At 56.9% G+C, this 19,653-nt stretch carries 17 protein-coding genes; 7 read left to right on the top strand and 10 right to left on the bottom strand.

Translation table 11 applies throughout. The features are described from left to right. Nucleotides 1–46: 46 nt before the first annotated feature. Nucleotides 47–1,252 carry an MFS transporter gene (locus DSM25558_RS17930; RefSeq protein WP_077106053.1) on the bottom strand — a complete coding sequence of 402 codons (1,206 nt, stop codon included), beginning with the start codon at nt 1,250–1,252 and terminating at the stop codon, nt 47–49. A gap of 101 nt (nt 1,253–1,353) precedes the next feature. On the opposite strand from DSM25558_RS17930, the gene DSM25558_RS17935 reads away from it, so the two are divergent. Then, nucleotides 1,354–2,205, top strand: coding sequence for an AraC family transcriptional regulator (locus DSM25558_RS17935; protein WP_077106054.1), 852 nt, complete (start codon nt 1,354–1,356; stop codon nt 2,203–2,205). On the opposite strand, the gene DSM25558_RS17940 is transcribed toward DSM25558_RS17935, so the two are convergent. Beyond that, a complete protein-coding gene (locus tag DSM25558_RS17940) occupies nt 2,202–3,095 on the bottom strand; it encodes a choline sulfate utilization transcriptional regulator (RefSeq protein WP_077106055.1) in 894 nt (297 codons plus the stop codon). The two genes, DSM25558_RS17935 and DSM25558_RS17940, sit on opposite strands and share 4 nt — an antisense overlap. A 95-nt stretch (nt 3,096–3,190) precedes the next feature. On the opposite strand from DSM25558_RS17940, the gene DSM25558_RS17945 reads away from it, so the two are divergent. From DSM25558_RS17945 to DSM25558_RS17955, 3 genes are all read left to right on the top strand, one after another. After that, the gene (locus DSM25558_RS17945) at nt 3,191–4,144 is read left to right on the top strand and encodes a choline ABC transporter substrate-binding protein (RefSeq protein WP_077106056.1); all 954 of its coding nucleotides are present in this window, start codon (nt 3,191–3,193) and stop codon (nt 4,142–4,144) included. Nucleotides 4,145–4,161: 17 nt separating this feature from the next. Next, nucleotides 4,162–5,676: a choline-sulfatase gene (gene betC, locus DSM25558_RS17950; RefSeq protein ID WP_077106057.1), complete on the top strand. Its 1,515-nt coding sequence runs from the start codon at nt 4,162–4,164 to the stop codon at nt 5,674–5,676. A 646-nt stretch (nt 5,677–6,322) separates the two neighbouring features. Further along, nucleotides 6,323–7,654: a putative bifunctional diguanylate cyclase/phosphodiesterase gene (locus tag DSM25558_RS17955; RefSeq protein WP_077106115.1), complete on the top strand. Its 1,332-nt coding sequence runs from the start codon at nt 6,323–6,325 to the stop codon at nt 7,652–7,654. 52 nt (nt 7,655–7,706) lie between these two features. Here DSM25558_RS17955 and DSM25558_RS17960 read toward each other — a convergent pair whose 3' ends face one another. The 7 genes from DSM25558_RS17960 to DSM25558_RS27850 all read right to left on the bottom strand — a co-directional run bounded on the left by DSM25558_RS17960 (nt 7,707) and on the right by DSM25558_RS27850 (nt 15,087). Beyond that, nucleotides 7,707–8,231 carry a flavin reductase gene (locus DSM25558_RS17960; RefSeq protein WP_083716552.1) on the bottom strand — a complete coding sequence of 175 codons (525 nt, stop codon included), beginning with the start codon at nt 8,229–8,231 and terminating at the stop codon, nt 7,707–7,709. 44 nt (nt 8,232–8,275) lie between these two features. Further along, nucleotides 8,276–9,694 (bottom strand): amidase, encoded by a 1,419-nt coding sequence (locus tag DSM25558_RS17965; protein WP_077106058.1) that lies wholly within the window; start codon nt 9,692–9,694, stop codon nt 8,276–8,278. Then, nucleotides 9,691–9,894 (bottom strand): hypothetical protein, encoded by a 204-nt coding sequence (locus tag DSM25558_RS17970; RefSeq protein WP_077106059.1) that lies wholly within the window; start codon nt 9,892–9,894, stop codon nt 9,691–9,693. Before DSM25558_RS17970 ends, DSM25558_RS17965 begins: the two co-directional genes overlap by 4 nt. Then, a complete protein-coding gene (locus DSM25558_RS17975) occupies nt 9,894–10,904 on the bottom strand; it encodes an ABC transporter permease (RefSeq protein ID WP_077106060.1) in 1,011 nt (336 codons plus the stop codon). Before DSM25558_RS17975 ends, DSM25558_RS17970 begins: the two co-directional genes overlap by 1 nt. After that, nucleotides 10,901–12,448 (bottom strand): sugar ABC transporter ATP-binding protein, encoded by a 1,548-nt coding sequence (locus tag DSM25558_RS17980; protein ID WP_083716554.1) that lies wholly within the window; start codon nt 12,446–12,448, stop codon nt 10,901–10,903. Before DSM25558_RS17980 ends, DSM25558_RS17975 begins: the two co-directional genes overlap by 4 nt. Nucleotides 12,449–12,477: 29 nt before the next feature. Further along, entirely contained in the window at nt 12,478–13,578 is a 1,101-nt protein-coding gene (locus tag DSM25558_RS17985) for a sugar ABC transporter substrate-binding protein (protein WP_077106117.1), read from the bottom strand. 282 nt (nt 13,579–13,860) lie between these two features. After that, complete coding sequence (locus DSM25558_RS27850) at nt 13,861–15,087, bottom strand: MFS transporter (protein WP_077106062.1); 1,227 nt, start codon at nt 15,085–15,087, stop codon at nt 13,861–13,863. Nucleotides 15,088–15,273: 186 nt separating this feature from the next. Here DSM25558_RS27850 and DSM25558_RS17995 point away from each other — a divergent pair, with 186 nt between their 5' ends. From DSM25558_RS17995 to DSM25558_RS18005, 3 genes are all read left to right on the top strand, one after another. Further along, nucleotides 15,274–16,032, top strand: coding sequence for a GntR family transcriptional regulator (locus DSM25558_RS17995; protein ID WP_159442509.1), 759 nt, complete (start codon nt 15,274–15,276; stop codon nt 16,030–16,032). Between the two features lie 215 nt (nt 16,033–16,247). Then, nucleotides 16,248–17,330: a pyrimidine utilization protein A gene (rutA, locus tag DSM25558_RS18000; RefSeq protein WP_077106064.1), complete on the top strand. Its 1,083-nt coding sequence runs from the start codon at nt 16,248–16,250 to the stop codon at nt 17,328–17,330. A gap of 1 nt (nt 17,331) precedes the next feature. After that, nucleotides 17,332–18,885, top strand: a complete 1,554-nt coding sequence (locus DSM25558_RS18005; protein WP_077106065.1) for an amidase — start codon at nt 17,332–17,334, stop codon at nt 18,883–18,885. Nucleotides 18,886–18,902: 17 nt separating this feature from the next. On the opposite strand, the gene DSM25558_RS18010 is transcribed toward DSM25558_RS18005, so the two are convergent. Further along, nucleotides 18,903–19,649 (bottom strand): SDR family NAD(P)-dependent oxidoreductase, encoded by a 747-nt coding sequence (locus DSM25558_RS18010; protein ID WP_077106066.1) that lies wholly within the window; start codon nt 19,647–19,649, stop codon nt 18,903–18,905. Nucleotides 19,650–19,653: the final 4 nt, after the last annotated feature.

The following is a 19,653-nucleotide window of genomic DNA, read 5'->3' on the forward strand; positions in this document are numbered from 1 at the left end:
CAAAAAGCCGCCCGGAATGATGTTCCGGGCGGCTTTTTTATTGGCTTCAGGCAGCTCTGCGGCGGCTGGGCAATTGCGGCAGGAACACCGTAAGCAAGCCGAGCAGCGGCATGTAGGAGCAGATGCGGTAGACGAACTCTATGCCTTCCCGGTCTGCGAAGACGCCGAGTACGGCTGCGCCAATGCCGCCGAAACCGAAGGCAAAGCCGAAGAACATGCCAGCGATCAGGCCGACACGTCCTGGCACCAATTCCTGCGCAAACACGACGATGGCAGAAAACGCCGATGAAAAGACAAAGCCGATCAAAACAACGAGAATGGCAGTCCACATCAGATTGGCGTAGGGCAGAAGCAGTGCAAAGGGGATGACGCCAAGGATCGAGAACCAGATCACGACGCGCGAGCCGAACTTGTCACCGATCGGACCACCGAAGAAAACGCCCGCAGCGGATGCGCCGAGGAAAAGGAATAGCAGCAGCTGCGCATCTTGAACCGAAAGGCCGAACTTCTCAATCGTGTAGAAGGTAAAGTAGCTGGACAGGCTGGCGAGATAGGCGTTCTTTGTCGCCGTCAGGATGAGCAGGACGACCAGCGTCATGAGCACCTTGTTTTTGGCCAAGGGCAAAGTACGGCTTACGGGCGGGCGGCCAGCATTGCTGCGGCGGTGACGGCTGTACCAGACGCTGACCCAAGACAGAACGGCAAAGCCGATCAGGGCAATCACGGAAAACCAGCTCAGGCTCTCTTGCCCCATAGGAAGCACGATGAAGGCGGCGAGAAGTGGGCCGATGGCCGTGCCAGTGTTGCCGCCCACCTGAAAGAAGGACTGTGCAAGCCCGTGGCGACCGCCCGAAGCGACGCGCGCCACGCGCGATGCTTCCGGGTGAAAAATCGCAGAGCCGATGCCAATCATGCAAGCGCCGATGACCAAAACCGCAAAACTATGGGCGTAGGCAAGTGTAAATAGCCCGGCGCAGGTGGAGAGCATCGCAACAGGCAGCGAAAACGGCATCGGCCATTTGTCTGTCGCTATACCAACCGCCGGCTGCAACAGTGAGGCCGTGACCTGAAAAGCGAAGGTCAGCAGGCCGATCTGCATGAAATCCAGCGCATAATTAGCCTTGAGAAGCGGGTAGAGCGATGTCAGCAACGACTGCATGATATCGTTGAGCATATGGCAGAAGCTGGCTGCGGCGATGATGGAAAACGTCGTTCTTTCGGCACTGAAGCTCGTGCTGGTCACACTCGCCATGGGTTTCTCTCCAGATAGTCGTCATGATTTTGCGCACTTCTACCCCCATTGTTTTCGGCCTGCTTTTGTGGTGTGGTCTAGTTTTTACGAGAGTGGGCCAAATGCTTAACGATCAGCCCCAAGGATTAAGCTTTCTGCGCAGTGACGAGCATGACGCCATGCTCAGTTTTATCGATGGCAATAACGAATCCGTGCTGGCACTGCGTCGCCTGTATCCTGAAGGCTTCAAGAGCCCGGTACACTTGCACCGAAAAACACAGTTGTGGTTCGCCCATAGCGGTGTCGTGATCGTCAGCACCGGCGACGGGCGCTGGATGATCCCCCCCGGCCATGGGCTCATCATTCCCGCCGGATTGCATCACTCCAGCGAAATGATCAGCGACGTGGAAATGCATTCCGTCTACGTGCACCGCGATGTCATCAAAACCGACAGGCCACGCGTCGTGGAGGTCACTGTTCTCGCTGGCAACCTGATCGAAGAACTGGTCCGCGATGATCTGAACCGCGTGAATCTTCGAAGGCGGGAACTGGTAATGGAGTTGTTGATGGATGAGATAAGCCGGCTTCCGGAGCAACCGCTGGGACTTCCGTTTCCGTCTCATCCAAACATAGCGGCTCTGTGTCGACATTTTCTGAGTGCGCCGGAAGCCAATGCCAGTATCGATGACTGGGCGCAAAAGCTGGGCATGAGCCGCCGTACCTTTACCCGTGTTTTTCGGGCCGAAACTGGTGTGAGTTTTGTGACATGGCGTCAACAGGCCTGCATCTTCGCCTCTTTGCCGCGTCTGGCGAGCGGGGAGGCTGTAACGAATGTTGCGCTGGATGCGGGTTACGAGAATGTGTCCGCCTTCACCACCATGTTCCGCCGCATGCTGGGCAGTTCACCCAGCGCATATTTGAAGTCATCGGGTATGAAACAGGGTCAAAGCTCTACCAGATTAGACTATCGTTAAGGTGCTTGTTCGAGAAGCCAATCCACCAGTTTCGCTGTGGCACCCTTTCTGACTGATGAGCCCATCAGCCAGTAGCCCCGGTCTTTTGCCTCAAGCTCGGGTCCGACGCTGACAAGCGCGCCGCTTTCCAGCAAATCATCGACCAGACCCGCCCAGCCGAGCGCTAACCCTTGATGCCCAATGGCAGACTGGACCACGAGCGAGTAGGTATTGAAGCTGATATCGCCGCGGCCATATTCGGGGCTTCTGTTGACGCCGAGACTTGCGAGATAGCTGGGCCAATCATGCCATGTCGACGCCCAGGAACTCTCCAGATGGATGAGCTTGAGCTTTGCGAAGTGTTCCGGGGTCGCCATTTCGGCTGCGCTTTCCAGAAAACCCGGTGCGCAAACGGGTCTGACCTTTTCCGGCAACAGCAACGTTGCGTTATTCCCTGCTTCTTCACGAGAGCCGAAGATCACCAGGACGTCATTTTCACCAGCGCTTTGGCGGAGTGGATTCTGTGTTGCGGCAATCTGGATGTTGATATCGGGATAGCGTGCGCGGAATTCCTGCATTCTAGGAAGAAGCCATAGTGAGGAAAAAGCATAGTCGGTGTGCAGCCGAACGGTCGGTCGTTCATTGGTTTTGAACTCTCCCGCCAATAAATCGATTTCGGCGACATGGCGGCTGACCGTGTCGTAGAGGCGTCTGCCTTCGGGCGTTAGTTCAACACCGCGGTGCTGGCGTTTCAGCACACGGATGCCCAGTTCCTCCTCAAGACGTCTGATCTGGTAACTGACGGCAGGCTGCGTCAGGCCGAGTTCTTGTGCTGCCGCGGTCAGGCTGCCGCGCTTGCCGATTTCCAGCAAAATTCGCATCCATCCCAGATTGATCGGTCGCTCAGCCATAAAAAATCCTTTTGCCAGATATCAAAAAATATCCGCTTCACGGCAGAGATCAATCCGTTGTTCACTAAATTACTCGATTAATCCGGAGAACAGCGATGAACAGGAATTCTCGTATAGCGCAGATCACCTCAGGCATTTTTCTGATCGCTGCTGCTTTTGCCAGCAATGCGCACGCAGCGGATGATGCCGCCTGCAAGACGATCCGGTTAAGCGATCCCGGTTGGACGGATATCACCGCCACCAACGGCGTCGCATCCGTTGTGCTGGGTGCGCTGGGCTACAAGCCAGACGTCAAGACGCTTTCGGTGCCCATCGGCTATCAATCCATGAAGAACGGCGAAATCGATGTGTTTCTCGGCAACTGGATGCCAGCTCAGAAATCTTTCGTTGATGATTTGAACGCCGCAAAGGCAATCGAGGTCGTCGGCCAAAATCTGGAAGGCGCCAAATTCACGCTCGCCGTGCCGTCCTACATGGCGGAAAAAGGCATCAAGGATTTTGCCGATCTGTCGAAGCATGCTGATGAGTTCGACAAGAAGATCTATGGCATCGAACCCGGCGCACCGGCCAACCAGAATATTCAGAAAATCATCGCGGATGAAAAATTCGGTCTGAAAGACTGGGAACTGGTCGAATCCGGCGAGCAGGCCATGCTGGCGCAGGTCGACCGTGCCGGTAAATCCAAGAAGGGCGTCGTGTTTCTCGCTTGGGCACCTCATCCGATGAACGAGAAATTTTCCATCGAATATCTCTCCGGCGGTGATGATTACTTCGGTCCGAATTTCGGTGGCGCGCAGGTCTACACACTGGCAAGAACCGGTTGGACGGCGCAGTGCCCGAACGCCGCCAGCTTGTTTAAAAACCTGAAATTCGATGTCGGTATGGAAAACAAGCTGATGGGCGAGATCCTCGGTGGACAGACGTCTACCGATGCGGGAACGGCTTGGCTGAAAGCCAATCCGAAAATCATCGATACATGGCTCTCCGGTGTGACGACGCTGGACGGCAAGCCCGGTGACGCTGCAGTCAAGGCTGCGGTCGGTCTGTGATTTCAGGATAATATTGCATGACGCGTCAGAATATTCTCATCCTCATGGTCGATCAGTTGAACGGAACGTTCTTTCCCGATGGACCAGCGGATTTTCTCCACGCGCCGCATTTGAAGGCCTTGGCGGAGCGCTCCGTGCGCTTCGCCAACAGCTACACGGCAAGTCCTCTCTGTGCTCCGGCGCGGGCATCCTTCATGTCGGGACAACTGCCGAGCCGCACACGCGTCTACGACAATGCTGCCGAATTTGTCTCGGATATCCCGACATATGCGCATCATCTGCGCTCGGTGGGTTACTATACCGGCCTGTCCGGAAAAATGCATTTTGTCGGACCGGACCAGTTGCATGGCTTCGAAGAGCGACTGACGACTGATATCTATCCCGCAGACTTTGGCTGGACACCTGACTATACCAAGCCCGGTGAGCGGATCGACTGGTGGTACCACAATCTCGGCTCCGTCACTGGCGCTGGTGTCGCCGAAATCACCAACCAGATGGAATATGACGATGAGGTCGCCTATCACGCGACCCGCAAGCTTTATGACCTTTCGCGCAAGCTCGATGACCGCCCCTGGTGTCTGACCGTCAGCTTCACGCATCCACACGATCCCTATGTTGCACGGCGCAAATTCTGGGATTTATACGAGGATTGCCCGGCGCTAGACCCTGAGGTCGAAGCGCTGCCTTTCGCTGATCAAGATGCACATTCCCAGCGACTGCTGGAAGCCTGTGATCACCGCTCTTTCGATATTACGCCAGAGCAAGTGCGTCGGGCACGGCAAGGCTATTTCGCCAACATTTCCTATGTCGATGAGAAAATCGGCGAAATCCTGGACGTGCTGAAAAGGACGAGAATGGATGAGGACACGATTGTCGTCTTTCTGTCCGACCACGGCGATATGCTGGGCGAGCGCGGGTTGTGGTTCAAGATGTGCTTCTTCGAGGGGTCGGCCCGCGTGCCATTGATGATCTCCGCCCCTCAATGGAGCGCTCGCCGCGTTGATTTACCGGTGTCCACTCTCGACGTGACGCCAACCCTGTGTGCGCTCGCCGGTCTGGATATCACATCTTTGAAACGTTGGACGGATGGCGAGGAGTTGTCCGGGCTTGCTGAGGGTGTTTCGGAGCATGGCCCAGTTGCAATGGAGTATGCCGCTGAAGGCTCGATCGCGCCTATGGTTGCCATACGCAACGGCAATTACAAACTATGCGTCTGTGAAGCAGACCCTCCCATGCTCTTCAATCTCGAAAACGATCCACAAGAGCGTCGCAACCTAGCAGGCGACCCTAATCACCTGAATATCATGGCATCGCTAATGAAGCAGGTAAGCACCCGTTGGGATCTGGCCACTTTCGACACATCCGTCCGCGAGAGCCAGGCACGCCGACAGGTTGTCTACAAGGCGCTTCGCAACGGTGCCTACTATCCTTGGGACCACCAGCCACTTCAAAAAGCCTCGGAACGCTATATGCGAAATCACATGGACCTAAACGTTCTTGAGGAAAACCAACGTTACCCCAGAGGCGAATAGTCTGGAAATATCAAAAGGCCGTTGCCCAAATTTATCGAATGCGGTATCGAAGCCTTGAGATGTCCACGTAGCTCAGTAGGATAGAGCACAGGATTCCTAGTTGTAAATTGGGGGCTGCGCAGCGAAAGGGTGCAGTCGATTTGCTCAAAGTCGGGGAACGCTTCGCTGAACTCTCAGCATGCCAATCCCGAGCCAAGCTTCGGAGAAATCCGTTGAAGGTGTAGAGACTGGATGGGCAACACCTAAAGGCCTTGGCCCATGGTGAAGGGACAGTCCAGACCACGAACGCCCTCGGGCGGCGGTTAAAGCCGAAGTGGTATGAATCCTGGGGTCGGAGGTTCGAATCCTCTCGTGGACACCATTCCTAGGTTGCTGAAAAGCGCTGCTTCAGTTCGTCAGCCGCCGTAGCAGGCCTCCAAAATTGAAAGTCGTCACTTCGATAAATACTTAGCTATTTCAAGTGCTTGCTGTCGCTTTGCCGAAATTGCCATGCCGGGTAATCCGATGAGGCAGCGTTAAAATACTCGCAGAAAATTTATGCTTTTGTTGTCAATCGAATTATATAAGCGAAAATAATTGTAGGATAATTAAGTCGTTCGACCGCATTGATTTGTGCGTGTCTTTCGTCATTGGCGGGTTCGGTTTTTTGGGCAGATTTTCCGGCACGAATAGTTACAACACGCAGGAGTTGCGTTTTCAGCATCTTCAGTTTATCTGTCGTGTCGCTCTTCCCGTCGGCGTTCTTGTCAGTGGCACATGGTTGCTCGTATTTGCATTAATGCAAAATTGGGCGCTGCTCTGCATCAGCACACTTTTGTTTGTGGCGATATCTGCCGGATGGTTGATTGCAAGGCGCGGGAATATTCCACAAGGTATGCTGTTGGCACAGGTTGCGTGCATTGGCTTTATCATATGTTTTTCGCTGGTTTTTGACGTCCATGATAATGCCGTCCCAAGGGTCTCACATCTTTATCTGCTGATCATTGCTTTGGCAGGTTTCGTCAATCACCAGCTTGCTCCTAATCGGTTTCAACTGGCCATTATCCTCGTCGCCGTCGCCTGTTTCGTCCTTTTCTCTGCCACCCCTATGGCATTCAGCTTTGCGACGCCGTTGACGGATGATGTTCGCACGATCACCGCGTGGACCCACGCGGCCGTCGTGACATCTCTTCTGTGTGGTGGGGTGTTGCTTATCCAGCGTAAGCTCGGTCCTGATAGTATGCTCGCACGAGAGCTTCGCTCGGCCATAGCCAAAGAGCAATTCGAACTCTTCTTCCAGCCGCAAGTCGACGGCACGGGCCGTCTGATTGGTGCGGAAGCCTTGCTGCGGTGGAAGCATCCACGTCTGGGCTATGTAGCACCGGATAATTTCATACCCGTAGCCGAACGTGCAGGCCTGATGCCTGAGCTAGGTGGTTGGGTTTTGAAAACTGCTGTCGAAACGCTTTCAGCCTGGCGTCAGGACGCTGCCACTCAAAATCTGGTTCTTTCCATCAACGTCAGTCCTGATCAGTTCCTGGACGAGAATTTTTTTGAGCACGTGACATCGGCTTTGGAGTCCTCGTCCGTCGACCCACGCTTGCTTCAGTTGGAACTGACGGAGACGATGTTTGTCACTGATGTCGATGTGCTGGTGAATAAGATGAAAGCTCTACAGCGCAGAGGGATAGGCATCGCCCTTGATGATTTCGGAACGGGATACTCGTCTTTGAGCTACCTGCGGCAGCTTCCTCTCCAGCAACTGAAAATCGATCGCAGTTTCGTGCGGGCCATCACGACGGAACGCGGAGCGCTTCTGGTGCGCAGCATAGCCCAGATGGGACATGACCTGGGCCTTGAAATCCTGGCCGAAGGTATCGAAACAGACGAGCAGTTTCAGTTTATGCTCGAATGCGGCTGCACAACGTTTCAAGGCTATCACTTTGGACGACCCCTGACGCTGGAAGCGTTCCGGGATCGGTTTCTGGTGTTGAATTAGTATAGCGCAATACCGGAACTCATATTGAGTGCCATATGGATATTCACAATCATCATGCGCCAACATGGTGATAGGCGCGCTTGTAATACACCAGTGCCTTTGCGGTTTCGTTTTCGCGGATAGCCTTCACTGAGCAGAACAGAACACGATGAGTGCCGACATCCTGCATGTCGGTAATTGCGCATTCGAACGACACCATAGCGTCATCGAGCACGGGGGCACCGGTTGCTCCGTAGTGCCAGTTGGCAGCAGCGAAGCGCTCTTCGACTGATGTCTTGCCGCCAAACAGCGACGACAGTTTTTCATGGTCTGCGGTCAACACATTGACGCAAATCGCTTTGTTTTCCATCACAGCATTAAATACAGACGCCGCACGGTTCAGGCACACGAGAAGCGTTGCAGGGCTGTCGGTCACGCTGCAGACAGCCGTTGCTGCGAAGCCTGCCTTTCCGGCTGGCCCATCCGTTGTGATGATGTTGACGGCAGCGCCCATCTTCGCCATGGCATCACGAAAAGCCTGTTGATCGACATCGGCAACGGCACCGATTGGTGCGACGAGATTTGGCATGGTGTTCATCGGGACATTCCTTTCCGGCCTCTACGGCGTGGTGTTTACGACGTTCATGCCGCTGATCTGATGGGGGATATGTCGGTAAAAGCAGGTAGGGCCAGCGCCCTTTCCAGACGCAAACCAACGCTGCCGGCCAGATCTTCCCGCCACGGACGGGCGACGATCTGGAGAGCGATTGGCAAACCTTCACCGGACACGGAGACCGGAACCGTCACCACCGGCAATCCCAGATAACTGAAGGGACGTGTGAACGACGTCATCGCGCTCACCACCCTGTTCATCTCCGGACTGGTGCCGACATCCACATCAGCAGATAATGGAGGAACGAACGGCATGGTGGGGGCAATCAGCACATCGGCAGATGCAAAGGCTGTGCCCAGAAATTCCTGGAGCATCACGGACCGCAGCTGCAAAGCGCGAAGATAAATTGGTCCCGGAATGGCGAGAGACTGTGACAAGCGCATGCGGATTTGCGGTCCGTAATCCTCCGGCCTTTGGCGCATCCAGTCGAAGTGCACGGCACCCGCCTCCGTCATGGCAACGGCATTGGCGAGGTCTGCCATAGATGAAAGGTCTGGAATGGACGCTTGGGTAATCGTGGCAACGTCAGAAGACAAGGCCGAGACGACCGCCCCTATGCCCTTTGCCACGTCATCTTCCAGACCTTCGGCGAACATGCCACCAGCAATTCCGATGCGCAGCGATGACAAATCCTCAACCAGCGCTGCGGGATTTGCGACATCCACGCAGGTCGTGTCGCGGCCGTCCGGGCCTGAAATCAACTCCAACATCAGATAGGCATCCTCGACCGAGCGCGCCAGCGGTCCGACGCAATCCTGCGAGAATGACAGCGGCATGGCACCATACCGGCTGACACGCCCCTGCGTCGGTTTGATGCCCACCACACCGCAGCAGGCTGCTGGCAACCGGATGGACCCACCGGTGTCGGAACCAAGGGCCGCCAGCACCACGCCGCCGCCGACGGCAGAGCCGGAGCCAGATGATGAGCCGCCGGTGATCCGGGCTGCATCGATAGGGTTCAGCGCCCGACCGTGGTGAAAATTGTGTCCGGTCGGTCCCATCGCGAATTCGCTCATATTCAATCGCCCGATGGAGAGCGAACCGGCGGTCTGCAAGCGCTGCATCACAGTTGCGGTGGTAGTGGCGATATGGCCAGCCCGGATTTTCGAGCCGCAGCCGGTCACAAGGCCTGTGCGATCATACATATCCTTGTGGGCCAGCGGCACGCCGTGCAGTGGACCGACAGTGTGTCCGGATGCCAAAACGGCGTCTGCGGCTTTTGCAGCTTCAAGGGCGGGGCCTTCCTCGATGTCAATGAAAGCATTCAGGCGTACGTGACTTGATCTGGCACGGGCAATGGCCACTTCCGTCATCTCGACAGCACTTATCTTTCCGGTGCGGATCGCCTCTGCCGCCTGTTTCAACGAGGTGGGATGATCTGCGCTCATCGCTTGGCCTCCGTTAGCATCAACGCGTCGTAATGCGCCGGCTCGACGTCGAAAAGCGTCGCGTCTTGGCCATGCCGTGGAGGGGCGATTGTTGCGCTGTCTCGTGCGAGTTCTCCCGTCATCGCCACAAGCTCCGGTTCGACGGCCGGGCGGCCCCAATAGGCTTGCGCCAGTGCCGCCATGATCTGCTTTTCGTCCATCAGCTGAAATCCTGTGGTTGGCGGTTGCGCACGAGTTGGCTCAGCGACACGGCGATGACCAGTGCTCCCCCGTAAAACAGATTTTGCACATAGGCATCCGCGCCCAGCATGGTGAGGCCTGTGATGCCGGTGACCAGGAAATAGACTGCGATGACGGCACCGAAGGCATTGAACCGGCCCGGTGAGATCGTTGTTGCACCGAGAAAGGCTGCGGCGAAGGCGGGAAGGAGCAGATTGAGACCTGAAAGCGGGTCGGCCGAGCCAGTCATTCCGGCGTAGAGCATGCCGGCAAAGGCCGAGATCAGACCGGAGAGAATGAAGGATGTGGCGCGCACACGGTCCACATTGATACCGTTCAGTCGGGAGACTTCACGCCCGCGACCGACGAAAAGCAGCTTGCGTCCTGCAATGGTGAATTCAAGCGCATACCACAGAATGGCAGCCAGGATCATGGCGTAGAAAAAGGCCAGTGGAATGCCGAACAGCCGGTTGATGATCACCCATTCCACCAGACCCATGGACACGCCGGATATGGTTTGGGAACTGCTGACCCACAGGATCAGCCCGTTGACGAAGGTGCCGACGCCCAGCGTTACGATCAGCGAATGGATGCGGAAATAAAGCACGAAGAAGGCGTTGACTGCGCCGATGACGATGCCGCTCACAAGAGCGATGAGGATCACAGGGACGATTGGCCAGCCCAGTTTCACATTGAGAACGGCGATCAACATGCAGCTCATCGTCAGTGTAGAAGCACCCGAAAGGTCGAAATCACCGGAGGTGAGCGGAATGATGATGGCCAGCGTCAGCACAACGAGAATGGCCTGCGAACCGAACAGGGTGGAGAAACTGCGCCAGCTCAAAAAGGAATCCGGCATCAGTGCGCCGAAGATGACGATCAGCAGCAGCCACGCGCCAACCAGGGCAAAGCGCTCGCCCTCGGTCTTGAGCGTAAAACGGCTTTTGGGCGCGGCAAGAGCTTTGGTCGTCGGCATATCAAGCGTCGTCATTCTGCGGCCTCCGCGTCGTGGCTATGGAAACAGGCTTCGGTTATCGCCTTGCGGCTGATATCCGATCCTTTGAGTTCGATCACCGGGCGACCGCGTGAAAAGACGATGATCCGGTCGCAGATCTGTTCAAGCTGCTCATTGTCGGTCGAGGCACAGAGAATGGCCGTGCCATCGGCCGCCGCCCGGTCCAGCGCCTTGAAAATCTGCTGGCGTGCACCGAAATCGACACCCTGTGTCGGCTCGTCCAGCATCAACAGTTTCGGTTTGATCTGCAGCCATTTTGCCAGAAGAACCTTCTGCTGGTTGCCGCCGGAAAGCGTGCCGAGCGGCAGGTGCGGATTGTCCGGCCGGACGTCATGGATCTGTGCGAGACGGGCCGCCTCGCGGGTCATGCCCGGCCGGTCGAGCCCATAGGGTTTCAGCAAGGTGTCCAGCACGGGAAACGTTATGTTGTCGGTGACCGAAAGCGAACCCACACCGGCTGCGCCCAGCCGGTCGCCGGGCAGGAAGGCGATGCCCATCTGCTGAGCGGCAAATGGTGTCATCGCATCGATCCTGACGGTTTTTCCTCCCAGCGAAATTTCACCGGTGCCGCGTTTTGCGCCGTAAAGCAAATAGGGAAGGGCGGCGAAACCCGAGCCGATGAGGCCGGTTACCCCCAGCGTTTCACCCTCGCGGATGTCGAAATCGAAGGGTGCAGCGCCGCCATGCGACAGACCGCGGACGCTGACTGCCGCAGGCACTCCGCTGCTTGCCATCCGCGTTTTCTCGAAGGCATCGATCCTTGACCCAACGATCGTATCGAGGATGGACTGGCGCGCGGAGCTGCGCGTGTCGAGAATATCCACAAGCTCGCCATCCCGCAGCACGGCCACGCGGTCGGTAATGTCACGCACCTCGTCTATGTCATGGGTCACGATGACGACGGATGCGCCGGTCTTCACGATGGAGCGGATGAGAGCAAACAGGCGCTGGACATCGGCTGCGGGCAGAAACGGCGTCGGTTCATCCAGAACCAGTATGCCTTCACCGCCGTAACCCGCATCCGATGCCCGAAGGTCTTCAAAGGCACGGATGATGGCGACGAAGGCCCGTTCCACCGGTGGGAGGTCGGCGACACTGCGGAAAGGGTCTATCGACAGGTCAAATTCGGCAAACAGCTTCGAAATTGCTGCCGCTTCCCGTCGCCAGTTGACGAACCAGGGCGTTTTCTGCCCAAGGGCCGTTACCCGCATATTCTCTAGGACGGTCAGAGACGGCACGAGGCCGAGATGCTGGTGAACGAAGGCGACGCCGCGCTTCTTGATCTCCATCGGATCGAGCGGCAAGGTCATTTTCTGACCCCAGAGCACAATTTCGCTGCCGGGTTCCGGCTGGTGGAAGCCAGCCAGAACCTTGATCATCGTGGATTTGCCGGACCCGTTCTGGCCGAGAAGCCCGAAGACTTCACCGCGCCTGATCGACAGTGATACGCCCTTGAGAGCATCATAGCTGCCGAACCGCATGCGGATGTTCTTCATGGTGAGCACGGCATTATCGGTCATGATGCGGCTCCTGCTTTCTCAGCCCTGGCTTACTTGAGCATCCACAACTTACGGAAACCATCGAGATGGGCATCGCCATAGCCGTCATTGAAGTTGGCAGGCGTGCCGGCGGTTGCGATATTGCTTTCATCGAAGACCAGCAGCGGCACGTTCAGCTTCGCCACTTCCGGCTTGCCACACAGCATGCGCATGATGTTGTCGATGGCCGCATAACCGGCCCAGCCAAGGCTCTCACCAATATCCATCTGCACCTGGCCTGTCCGCACCATGTCCAGAACAAAGGGTGTGCCGTTGAAGGAAGCAACTTTGACGCTGCCTTCCGATCCGGTTATGCGCATGGCCGGAATGACGAACTGCGACATGGAGTCGTAGATCGGCAGGATGTAGTTGATCGATGGGTCTGCAAGCAGCGCGGACTGCGTACCGGACTGGATTTTCGTGGCCCATTCCGACACCGGAACGTCGAGGTGCTTCACCTTGCAGTCTGCGCACAGGGCGGCCAGTTCGTCCTGAATGGATTTGACGAAGGGGATTGAGGGCAAAACGTCGGACGAGCCGATGACTAGAACGTTGGGCTTTCCTTCTGTCTGGACATAGGCCCAGGCCGCGAGCAGTTTTCCAGCGCCGGTAAAGTCTACCTTGCCGGAGTAATCGACGCTATCGACGGTTTTCTGCGTCACGTCGTAGAAATGGGATGTCGAAACTTTCAGTCCGGCAGCGCGTGCTTCGCCCAGTTGGGGACCGAGAACCTCCGGGTTCAAGCCGCCGGCAAGATCGAGAGCAGAATACTTCTGGGTGATCGCCTGGGAAATGCCCTGCACCCACTGGTCGATCTTCAGTTGGTTGTCCCAGGTCGTGTAGGTGAAGCCAACCTCCTTGGCCGCCTCCGACATCGCCTTTTGCAATTCGACATTGAAGGGGATGGTCATGGAGATGGGAATCGACAGGACCTTCTTGTCCGCCATGCAGGCCTTGGCGTCGAAGGGTTCGCCCGGGGGTGTGAAGACCGGCATGGCGCGGTGTTGTTCAATGATCGCCTTGGCGTCTGCCATGGGATCTGCGGCGGCCGTGTTGGAAGCGGCCAGCACAGCGCAGGTGGCCAAAAATGAACTGACGAAAAGCAGGCGCATGATCAACATTCCCCTCTGTGATCCCGTGTCTCCGGGTCTCTTTTGAAGTGGCTCTAAGGAGCCGCCTTGAGGTAATGTACGTACATATTCAAGCTATCGTCAATCGACTTTTGCCTATTTTTTTGCGCTGCACATTTATGCGGCGATTGCTAAAAACCCTGCCACAGCAGAGCTTGAATTATGGTCAGTGGCCGATTGTCGCCGCCCCTGCCATAGGCACGCAAGCGCTTGCGTCCCCGTGCGGCGGCGGGACGCCAAGCCCTTATGTCGGTACATATGAGGCTATATGTGACGGCTGATGACGTGGGCTCGCCAAGCGATGATCATGCCAGCGAAGCCGAACAAAGAGAAGATCAGGAAGCTGGCACCATAATGTCCGGTCAGTGCGTAGAGACCGGCAAAGGAGGATGGCCCAACGATCACGCCGATGAAGGTGTAGACCAGCACGCCCCCAGTGGTCGCGCCCACCCGTCCCTCGGGAGAATTGTGAGCGACTTCGGCGAGCAGTACCCCGTTCCAGCCAATGGTGACGGCACCCATGGCGACGAACAGCGCGACCTGCGCCGCTGTCGGCAAATACGGCAGCCAATATAGCAGGATATAGCCCAGGCCGCCGAGCAGTCCGAGAAGCGACAGGGTGATATAGCCGCCGCCGATCCGGTCGGCGATGACGCCCCAGAAGATACGGCCCAGCGCGCCTGCAAGCTGCATGGCGGCGGCAACGGAGCCGGCAGCGAGAAGCGACCAGCCGGCATCATGCACGAGCGTGACCACGGCAAAGGCGGAGACGGACAATTGCATGGCCGAATAGGCAAAGCCAAGACAGCTCAAAGCCCGAAGGCGCGGATTTCGCCAGATCGTGGATTGCTCATTGATCAATCCCCGCAGAATGGATGGCACCTGAGCTGTGATTTTCGGTTCCGCTGCATGGGTCATTGCCAAAAGCCCCATTGTCAAAAGTGGGGCCAGCGCGCCGATGAGCAATGCAATATGCCAATCGACAAAGCGCGACAGAAATGGAAAGGCGAAACTGGCCAGGATTCCACCGAGGGGGACGCCGGACTGTTTCAGTGAAAAGACGATGTTGCGCCTGTTCTGGGGCGTCACGCGGCTCAACATCTCCGACGATGCCGGATTGTTCAGCCCGTAACCGATGCCGATGAGAAGCGATGCCAGAATGATCAGTGCGATATTGGCAGTCGCGATACCGGCGAAGCCTATCACAAAACATAGAAGAGCAGCTTGTTCGATGCGGATGGGCCCGAAGCGTTGCACGAGCGTTCCAGCAACAGCGGAGGAAAACATGCCAGACGCATAGATCAGGCTGATCTGGTAGCCTATCCAGTATGCGCCGATGTCGAGATCTGCTGCAACGGTCGGTGCAATAGCTGTGAGTGCTAGCACGCTTGCGGTTGCCACGATCTGGATGAGGGTGGCTGCCACCAGCGTCTGAACAAGCGAAGAGGCATGGCGTGCTGGTGGGGCCTCTTCGGCGACTAAGTCCGACATGCGTCTCGGTATCCTGGAATCTATCAACTGGTATATGTACGTACTAATTGATTTAAAATCGTATCGCAAGCGGCATGGGCCTGCTTTGCAGCTCTCCCGGATTTTGTTTGCCTTTCCGTTTGAAAGAGAGTTGAAACGTGCTCCATAAGAAGGTGGCAATGCACGCCGAAACAGGTGGGGATGGGCTTGGACCAAAAAGGCACTGATTGGAAGCCGGAGCTCGAAACGGCACCGCTTTATCTGCAGGTTGCTCATCATCTGGAAAGCCGCATCAACAAGGGCGATTATCCGGTCGGAACTTTGCTGCCGACGGAGAACGAGATTGCCATCGCTTTGGGCGTCAGCCGCCAGACCGTGCGGCAGGCCATTGGCACGCTGCGCAGCAAGGGTCGGCTTTCCGCGCGCAAAGGCGTTGGCACACGCGTCGAGGCTGGCTTCGATCCCGAGCGAAAGCGCTTCATAGCGCACTCCCGCTCCGAGCTGTTTGAGATCGCTGCGGAGACGGAATTCGTCATCGACACCAAGGAGGAAATCTCGGCGCAGGGCAAGCTTGCTGTCGAGTTGGGGTGTCGTCCGGGCCGTAGGTTCATTCACATGGCTGGCATCCGCTACTCCGGTGATCGCAGCCGCGCCTTTTCCTGGAACGAGGTGTATGTCGATTCCAAACTTGCCGCAGCGGTTAAGGATATCACCGTCGCCCGCAGTGCGATCTTTCACTATATTGAGCAGTTCACCGGCGAAAAAATCCAGGAAATTCAGCAGGATATTAAGCCGATGATGCTTGATGACGTGACGGCTGCGAAGCTGGGCGTCAAGGCGGGTGATCTGGCGCTTGTCGTCACGCGCCGCTATTACGGTTCCGGGCGGCGTCTGTTGGAGTATGCGTTCCAGGTCCTGCCAGCCGAGCGCTTCACATTCACCACCACGCTTCGCGCCGAGAGCTGAAGCCCCGATCTTTCATCGCCCCATTATCAGGCCTTTGCCTCATGATTTGTCTTTTGACGAAATCGGCGGCACGATTTCCTGCGCCCGAAATCATCAAAAGATTAAAAAATAATCACGCCTAAATCTTCGTCATTTTTGACTGGACAGCCCGGATTAATTTTGCATTAGTTCGTACATACTGCCCGTTATGTCCACCAGATAAAAAGGGGAATCACATGGATATCGGTGTTTTCATTCCCATTGGAAACAATGGCTGGCTGATCTCGACAACGTCGCCGCAATACATGCCCAGTTTCGAACTCAACAAGCAGGTCGTCCAGAAAGCTGAGAAATACGGCCTTGAATTTGCGCTTTCGATGATCAAGCTGCGCGGCTTCGGCGGCAAGGCGGAGTTCTGGGACTACAATCTGGAAAGCTTCACGTTGATGGCAAGTCTGGCTGCCGTCACGGAGCGCATCAAGCTGTTCGCCTCAACGGCGGTTTTGACGCTGCCACCTGCCATCGTTGCGCGTATGGCGACGACAATCGACAGCGTTGCTCCGGGTCGTTTCGGCGTCAACATCGTGTCCGGCTGGCAGATGGCTGAATATGACCAGATGGGCATGTGGCCGGGGGATGACTATTTCGGTTACCGCTATGATTATTCGACCGAATATGTCCACATCATGAAAGAACTCTGGGCAAAGGGCGAATGCAGCTTCGACGGCAAACACTTCACCATGAAGGATTGCATGATGAAGCCCACGCCGCAAAACAAGATCGAGATCGTCGCCGCTGGCCAAAGCCCCCGCGGCATGGAATTCGCCGCCGAATATGCCGACTACAACTTTGTCATGGGCTCCGGCATCAACACGCCGACAGCCTATGCGCCTAACAACGCCAAGCTGCTTGAGGCCGCTGCCAAGACCGGTCGTGATGTTGGGGCCTATGTTCTGTTCATGGTGATTGCAGATGAGACGGACGAACTGGCGAAGGCCAAGTGGGAAAGCTATCGCGCCGGTGCCGATGTGGATGCCTTGGCGTGGATGGCCGATCAGGGTGGCAAGGACGCAACCGCCGACAGCAACTCCACGGCCAAGCACATCAACCTGCCCGAGGGCGCGGTCAACTTCAACATGGGAACCTTGGTCGGATCCTACGCCAATGTCGCGCGTATGCTGGACGAGGCCGGCAATGTTCCCGGCACGAAGGGCATCATGCTGACCTTTGACGACTTTCTGGTCGGCCTCGATACATTCGGCGAGCGCATTCAGCCTTTGATGGCGTCCCGCAACCAGACACAAATCGCAGCTGAGTAGAATGAACCGGGTTCTGCCAGCCAAGACCGTTGTCAAACCGCGCGTTGGGGCCGATGACATGTTCGATCCGCTGACCCTGGTCGATCCGGGGTTGGTGGATCGCATGTATGGCGGTGCTGCTGTGCGATGTTTGGAGCTGAAACTGGCTCCCGTGGAGCCGGATTTCGGCGATCTGCCGTGGCGGCAGGCCGGTGTCGATGACCTCCTTTCTGCATATGCGGACAGGCGTGTCTCACCCTCGGATATCCTGACCGAATTGACCGGCGTCATTCAATCAAGCGGGGCAGGGACTGAAGCTGTGCTTCGCTTGGTTGCTGGTGCGCAAAGTGCGGCTCGCGATAGTGACGAACGCTGGCGCAGTGGCACGGCAAGGCCTTTGGAAGGCATACCCTTCGGTGTGAAGGATATTATCGACGTCGAGGGTACGGTGGTCACCTCCGGCTCTCATTTCACCGGCGAGCGGGTGGCACCAGTTGATGCTGATGTCGTGGCGCGTCTTCGCGCTGCCGGTGCCATCCCCTTTGCCATGACGGCGACCACAGAGTTTGCGACGGGTTCGCCACACAATCCACGCTTCGGCACAGTGACCAATCCGTGGGATAAACATCGCTGGACCGGCGGTTCTTCCACGGGTTCAGGTGCTGGCCTTGCAGCCCGGCTGATGCCGCTCGCACTTGGAACGGACACGGGTGGCTCCATCCGCGTTCCCTCCTGCTGGTGCGGCACGACAGGGCTGAAGCCCAGCCGCGAGCGTGTTTCGCGCTCCGGCGTCGCACCGCTATCATGGACGCTCGATCATGTCGGCCCCATGGCGCTCTCTGCCAGAGACATCGCCCGCGTTCTTCCATTCATGACGGCACAAACCGACGCTGCAGTGACTGTGCACGGTGAAACGGCTCCAGCCATTGAGGGCTTGCGAATCGGCGTGCCGGTAAATTGGTTCACCGAACTGGTGGATGACGCGGTGCTGGCCAACTGGGAACTTGCCCTCAAAACATTTGATGCACTCGGCTGTACGCTCGTTCCTTTGCCCGCCATCGATATTGCGCCATGGCACGAGGCTGGCTGGGTCATCCTGCAAAGTGAGCTTGCGGCCCTTCATTCAGCGCGGCTCGACCGTGCCGAACTCTTCGATGCAGGGCTGCTGCACCGGTTGAAGAACGGGCTTGCGTTCACGGCAGTCGATTATGCGCAGGCGCTTCAAATCCGTGCGCAAGCCCATACCGGTTTTGTGAGTGCCATGGCGGATGTCGATCTTGTCGTGACGCCCGGTGTGGGCGGAGAGGCGGGTTTGCTCGAAAGCCTGACCATAGATGTGAATGGCCAGGCACACTCTTTCCAGTCACTGATTTCTCGCAACACCATGATCTTCGATCTCACCGGCTTGCCTGCGCTCATGTTGCCATCAGGCCTTGGCCGGAACGGCCTGCCAACCGGTATCCAGATCGTTGGACGCCCACAGGCGGATGCACTTTGTCTGCAACTGGGTATTGCGTTTCAGCAGGCGACCAACTTCCACCGTCTAATGCCGGGGTTAGTCCAGCGGCACGCCTAACGAAACAAATCCGCTCGTCAGGGCATGAAGCCGCCGCCATTGATCCACAGGACCTGCCCTGTCATGTAGCGGCTTGCGTCGGATAGAAGGAAGGCAATAGGCCCAACGACATCGTTGGGAACCGCAAGGCGTTTCATGGGCAAGGCATTGCGATAGGCCTCCATATTGATGATCGCGTCCTTGTCCTCCTCCGAGCGGCCGGTACCGCCGCGCAGGAACGCAGTATCGACCAGGCCCGGAGCCACGGCATTGACGCGAATGCGGGGTGCGTTTTCCACGGCGAGGGTTTTGGTCAGGGCAATCAGTCCCGCCTTCGCCATGGAATAGGCACCGTATCCTGCGCGAACATGGGTTGCCAAACCGGATGACACCATGACTATGGCACTATCTTGCGCCATCAGCGGCAGGCATCGTCTTGCGCAGATGAAAGCGCCGCGAAGGTTGCCTTCGAGGATTTCGTCGAAATAGTCAGTGGTCGTTTCCGAGATGGGGCGCAAGTCGCTATTATAACCCACCAGATTGACCAGGCCGTCCATCGTATCCCAATGGTTTTCGACCGCCTTGAACGCCGTTTCAATGGAGGCTTCGGACAGAATGTCGATTTCGAACGACGTGACGGGCAGCGTGTGTCGCGCAAGCGATGCGGCCAGATCGAGCACGATTACCTCGTGGCCTTCGCCCAGCAGATGATCGACAAGTGCACGGCCGATACCACCCGCGCCGCCGAGAACCGCAATTCGGCCCGGTTTTGAAAATATGGCCATGATC

The organism is Agrobacterium sp. DSM 25558 (genome assembly GCF_900100825.1).
Classification (GTDB): Bacteria; Pseudomonadota; Alphaproteobacteria; order Rhizobiales; family Rhizobiaceae; genus Agrobacterium.

What these genes read in the sequence shown, in the direction of transcription:
- DSM25558_RS17970 (WP_077106059.1), bottom strand. Translation starts at nt 9,894, where the DNA reads ATGGACGAAAAGCAGATCATGGCGGCACTGGCGCAAGCCTATTGGGGC.
- DSM25558_RS18010 (WP_077106066.1), bottom strand. Translation starts at nt 19,649, where the DNA reads ATGGCCATATTTTCAAAACCGGGCCGAATTGCGGTTCTCGGCGGCGCG.
- DSM25558_RS17930 (WP_077106053.1), bottom strand. Translation starts at nt 1,252, where the DNA reads ATGGCGAGTGTGACCAGCACGAGCTTCAGTGCCGAAAGAACGACGTTT.
- DSM25558_RS18005 (WP_077106065.1), top strand. Translation starts at nt 17,332, where the DNA reads ATGAACCGGGTTCTGCCAGCCAAGACCGTTGTCAAACCGCGCGTTGGG.
- DSM25558_RS17985 (WP_077106117.1), bottom strand. Translation starts at nt 13,578, where the DNA reads ATGCGCCTGCTTTTCGTCAGTTCATTTTTGGCCACCTGCGCTGTGCTG.
- DSM25558_RS17940 (WP_077106055.1), bottom strand. Translation starts at nt 3,095, where the DNA reads ATGGCTGAGCGACCGATCAATCTGGGATGGATGCGAATTTTGCTGGAA.
- DSM25558_RS17975 (WP_077106060.1), bottom strand. Translation starts at nt 10,904, where the DNA reads ATGACGACGCTTGATATGCCGACGACCAAAGCTCTTGCCGCGCCCAAA.
- DSM25558_RS17980 (WP_083716554.1), bottom strand. Translation starts at nt 12,448, where the DNA reads ATGACCGATAATGCCGTGCTCACCATGAAGAACATCCGCATGCGGTTC.
- DSM25558_RS27850 (WP_077106062.1), bottom strand. Translation starts at nt 15,087, where the DNA reads ATGTCGGACTTAGTCGCCGAAGAGGCCCCACCAGCACGCCATGCCTCT.
- betC (WP_077106057.1), top strand. Translation starts at nt 4,162, where the DNA reads ATGACGCGTCAGAATATTCTCATCCTCATGGTCGATCAGTTGAACGGA.
- DSM25558_RS17945 (WP_077106056.1), top strand. Translation starts at nt 3,191, where the DNA reads ATGAACAGGAATTCTCGTATAGCGCAGATCACCTCAGGCATTTTTCTG.
- DSM25558_RS17960 (WP_083716552.1), bottom strand. Translation starts at nt 8,231, where the DNA reads ATGAACACCATGCCAAATCTCGTCGCACCAATCGGTGCCGTTGCCGAT.
- DSM25558_RS17935 (WP_077106054.1), top strand. Translation starts at nt 1,354, where the DNA reads ATGCTTAACGATCAGCCCCAAGGATTAAGCTTTCTGCGCAGTGACGAG.
- DSM25558_RS17965 (WP_077106058.1), bottom strand. Translation starts at nt 9,694, where the DNA reads ATGAGCGCAGATCATCCCACCTCGTTGAAACAGGCGGCAGAGGCGATC.
- rutA (WP_077106064.1), top strand. Translation starts at nt 16,248, where the DNA reads ATGGATATCGGTGTTTTCATTCCCATTGGAAACAATGGCTGGCTGATC.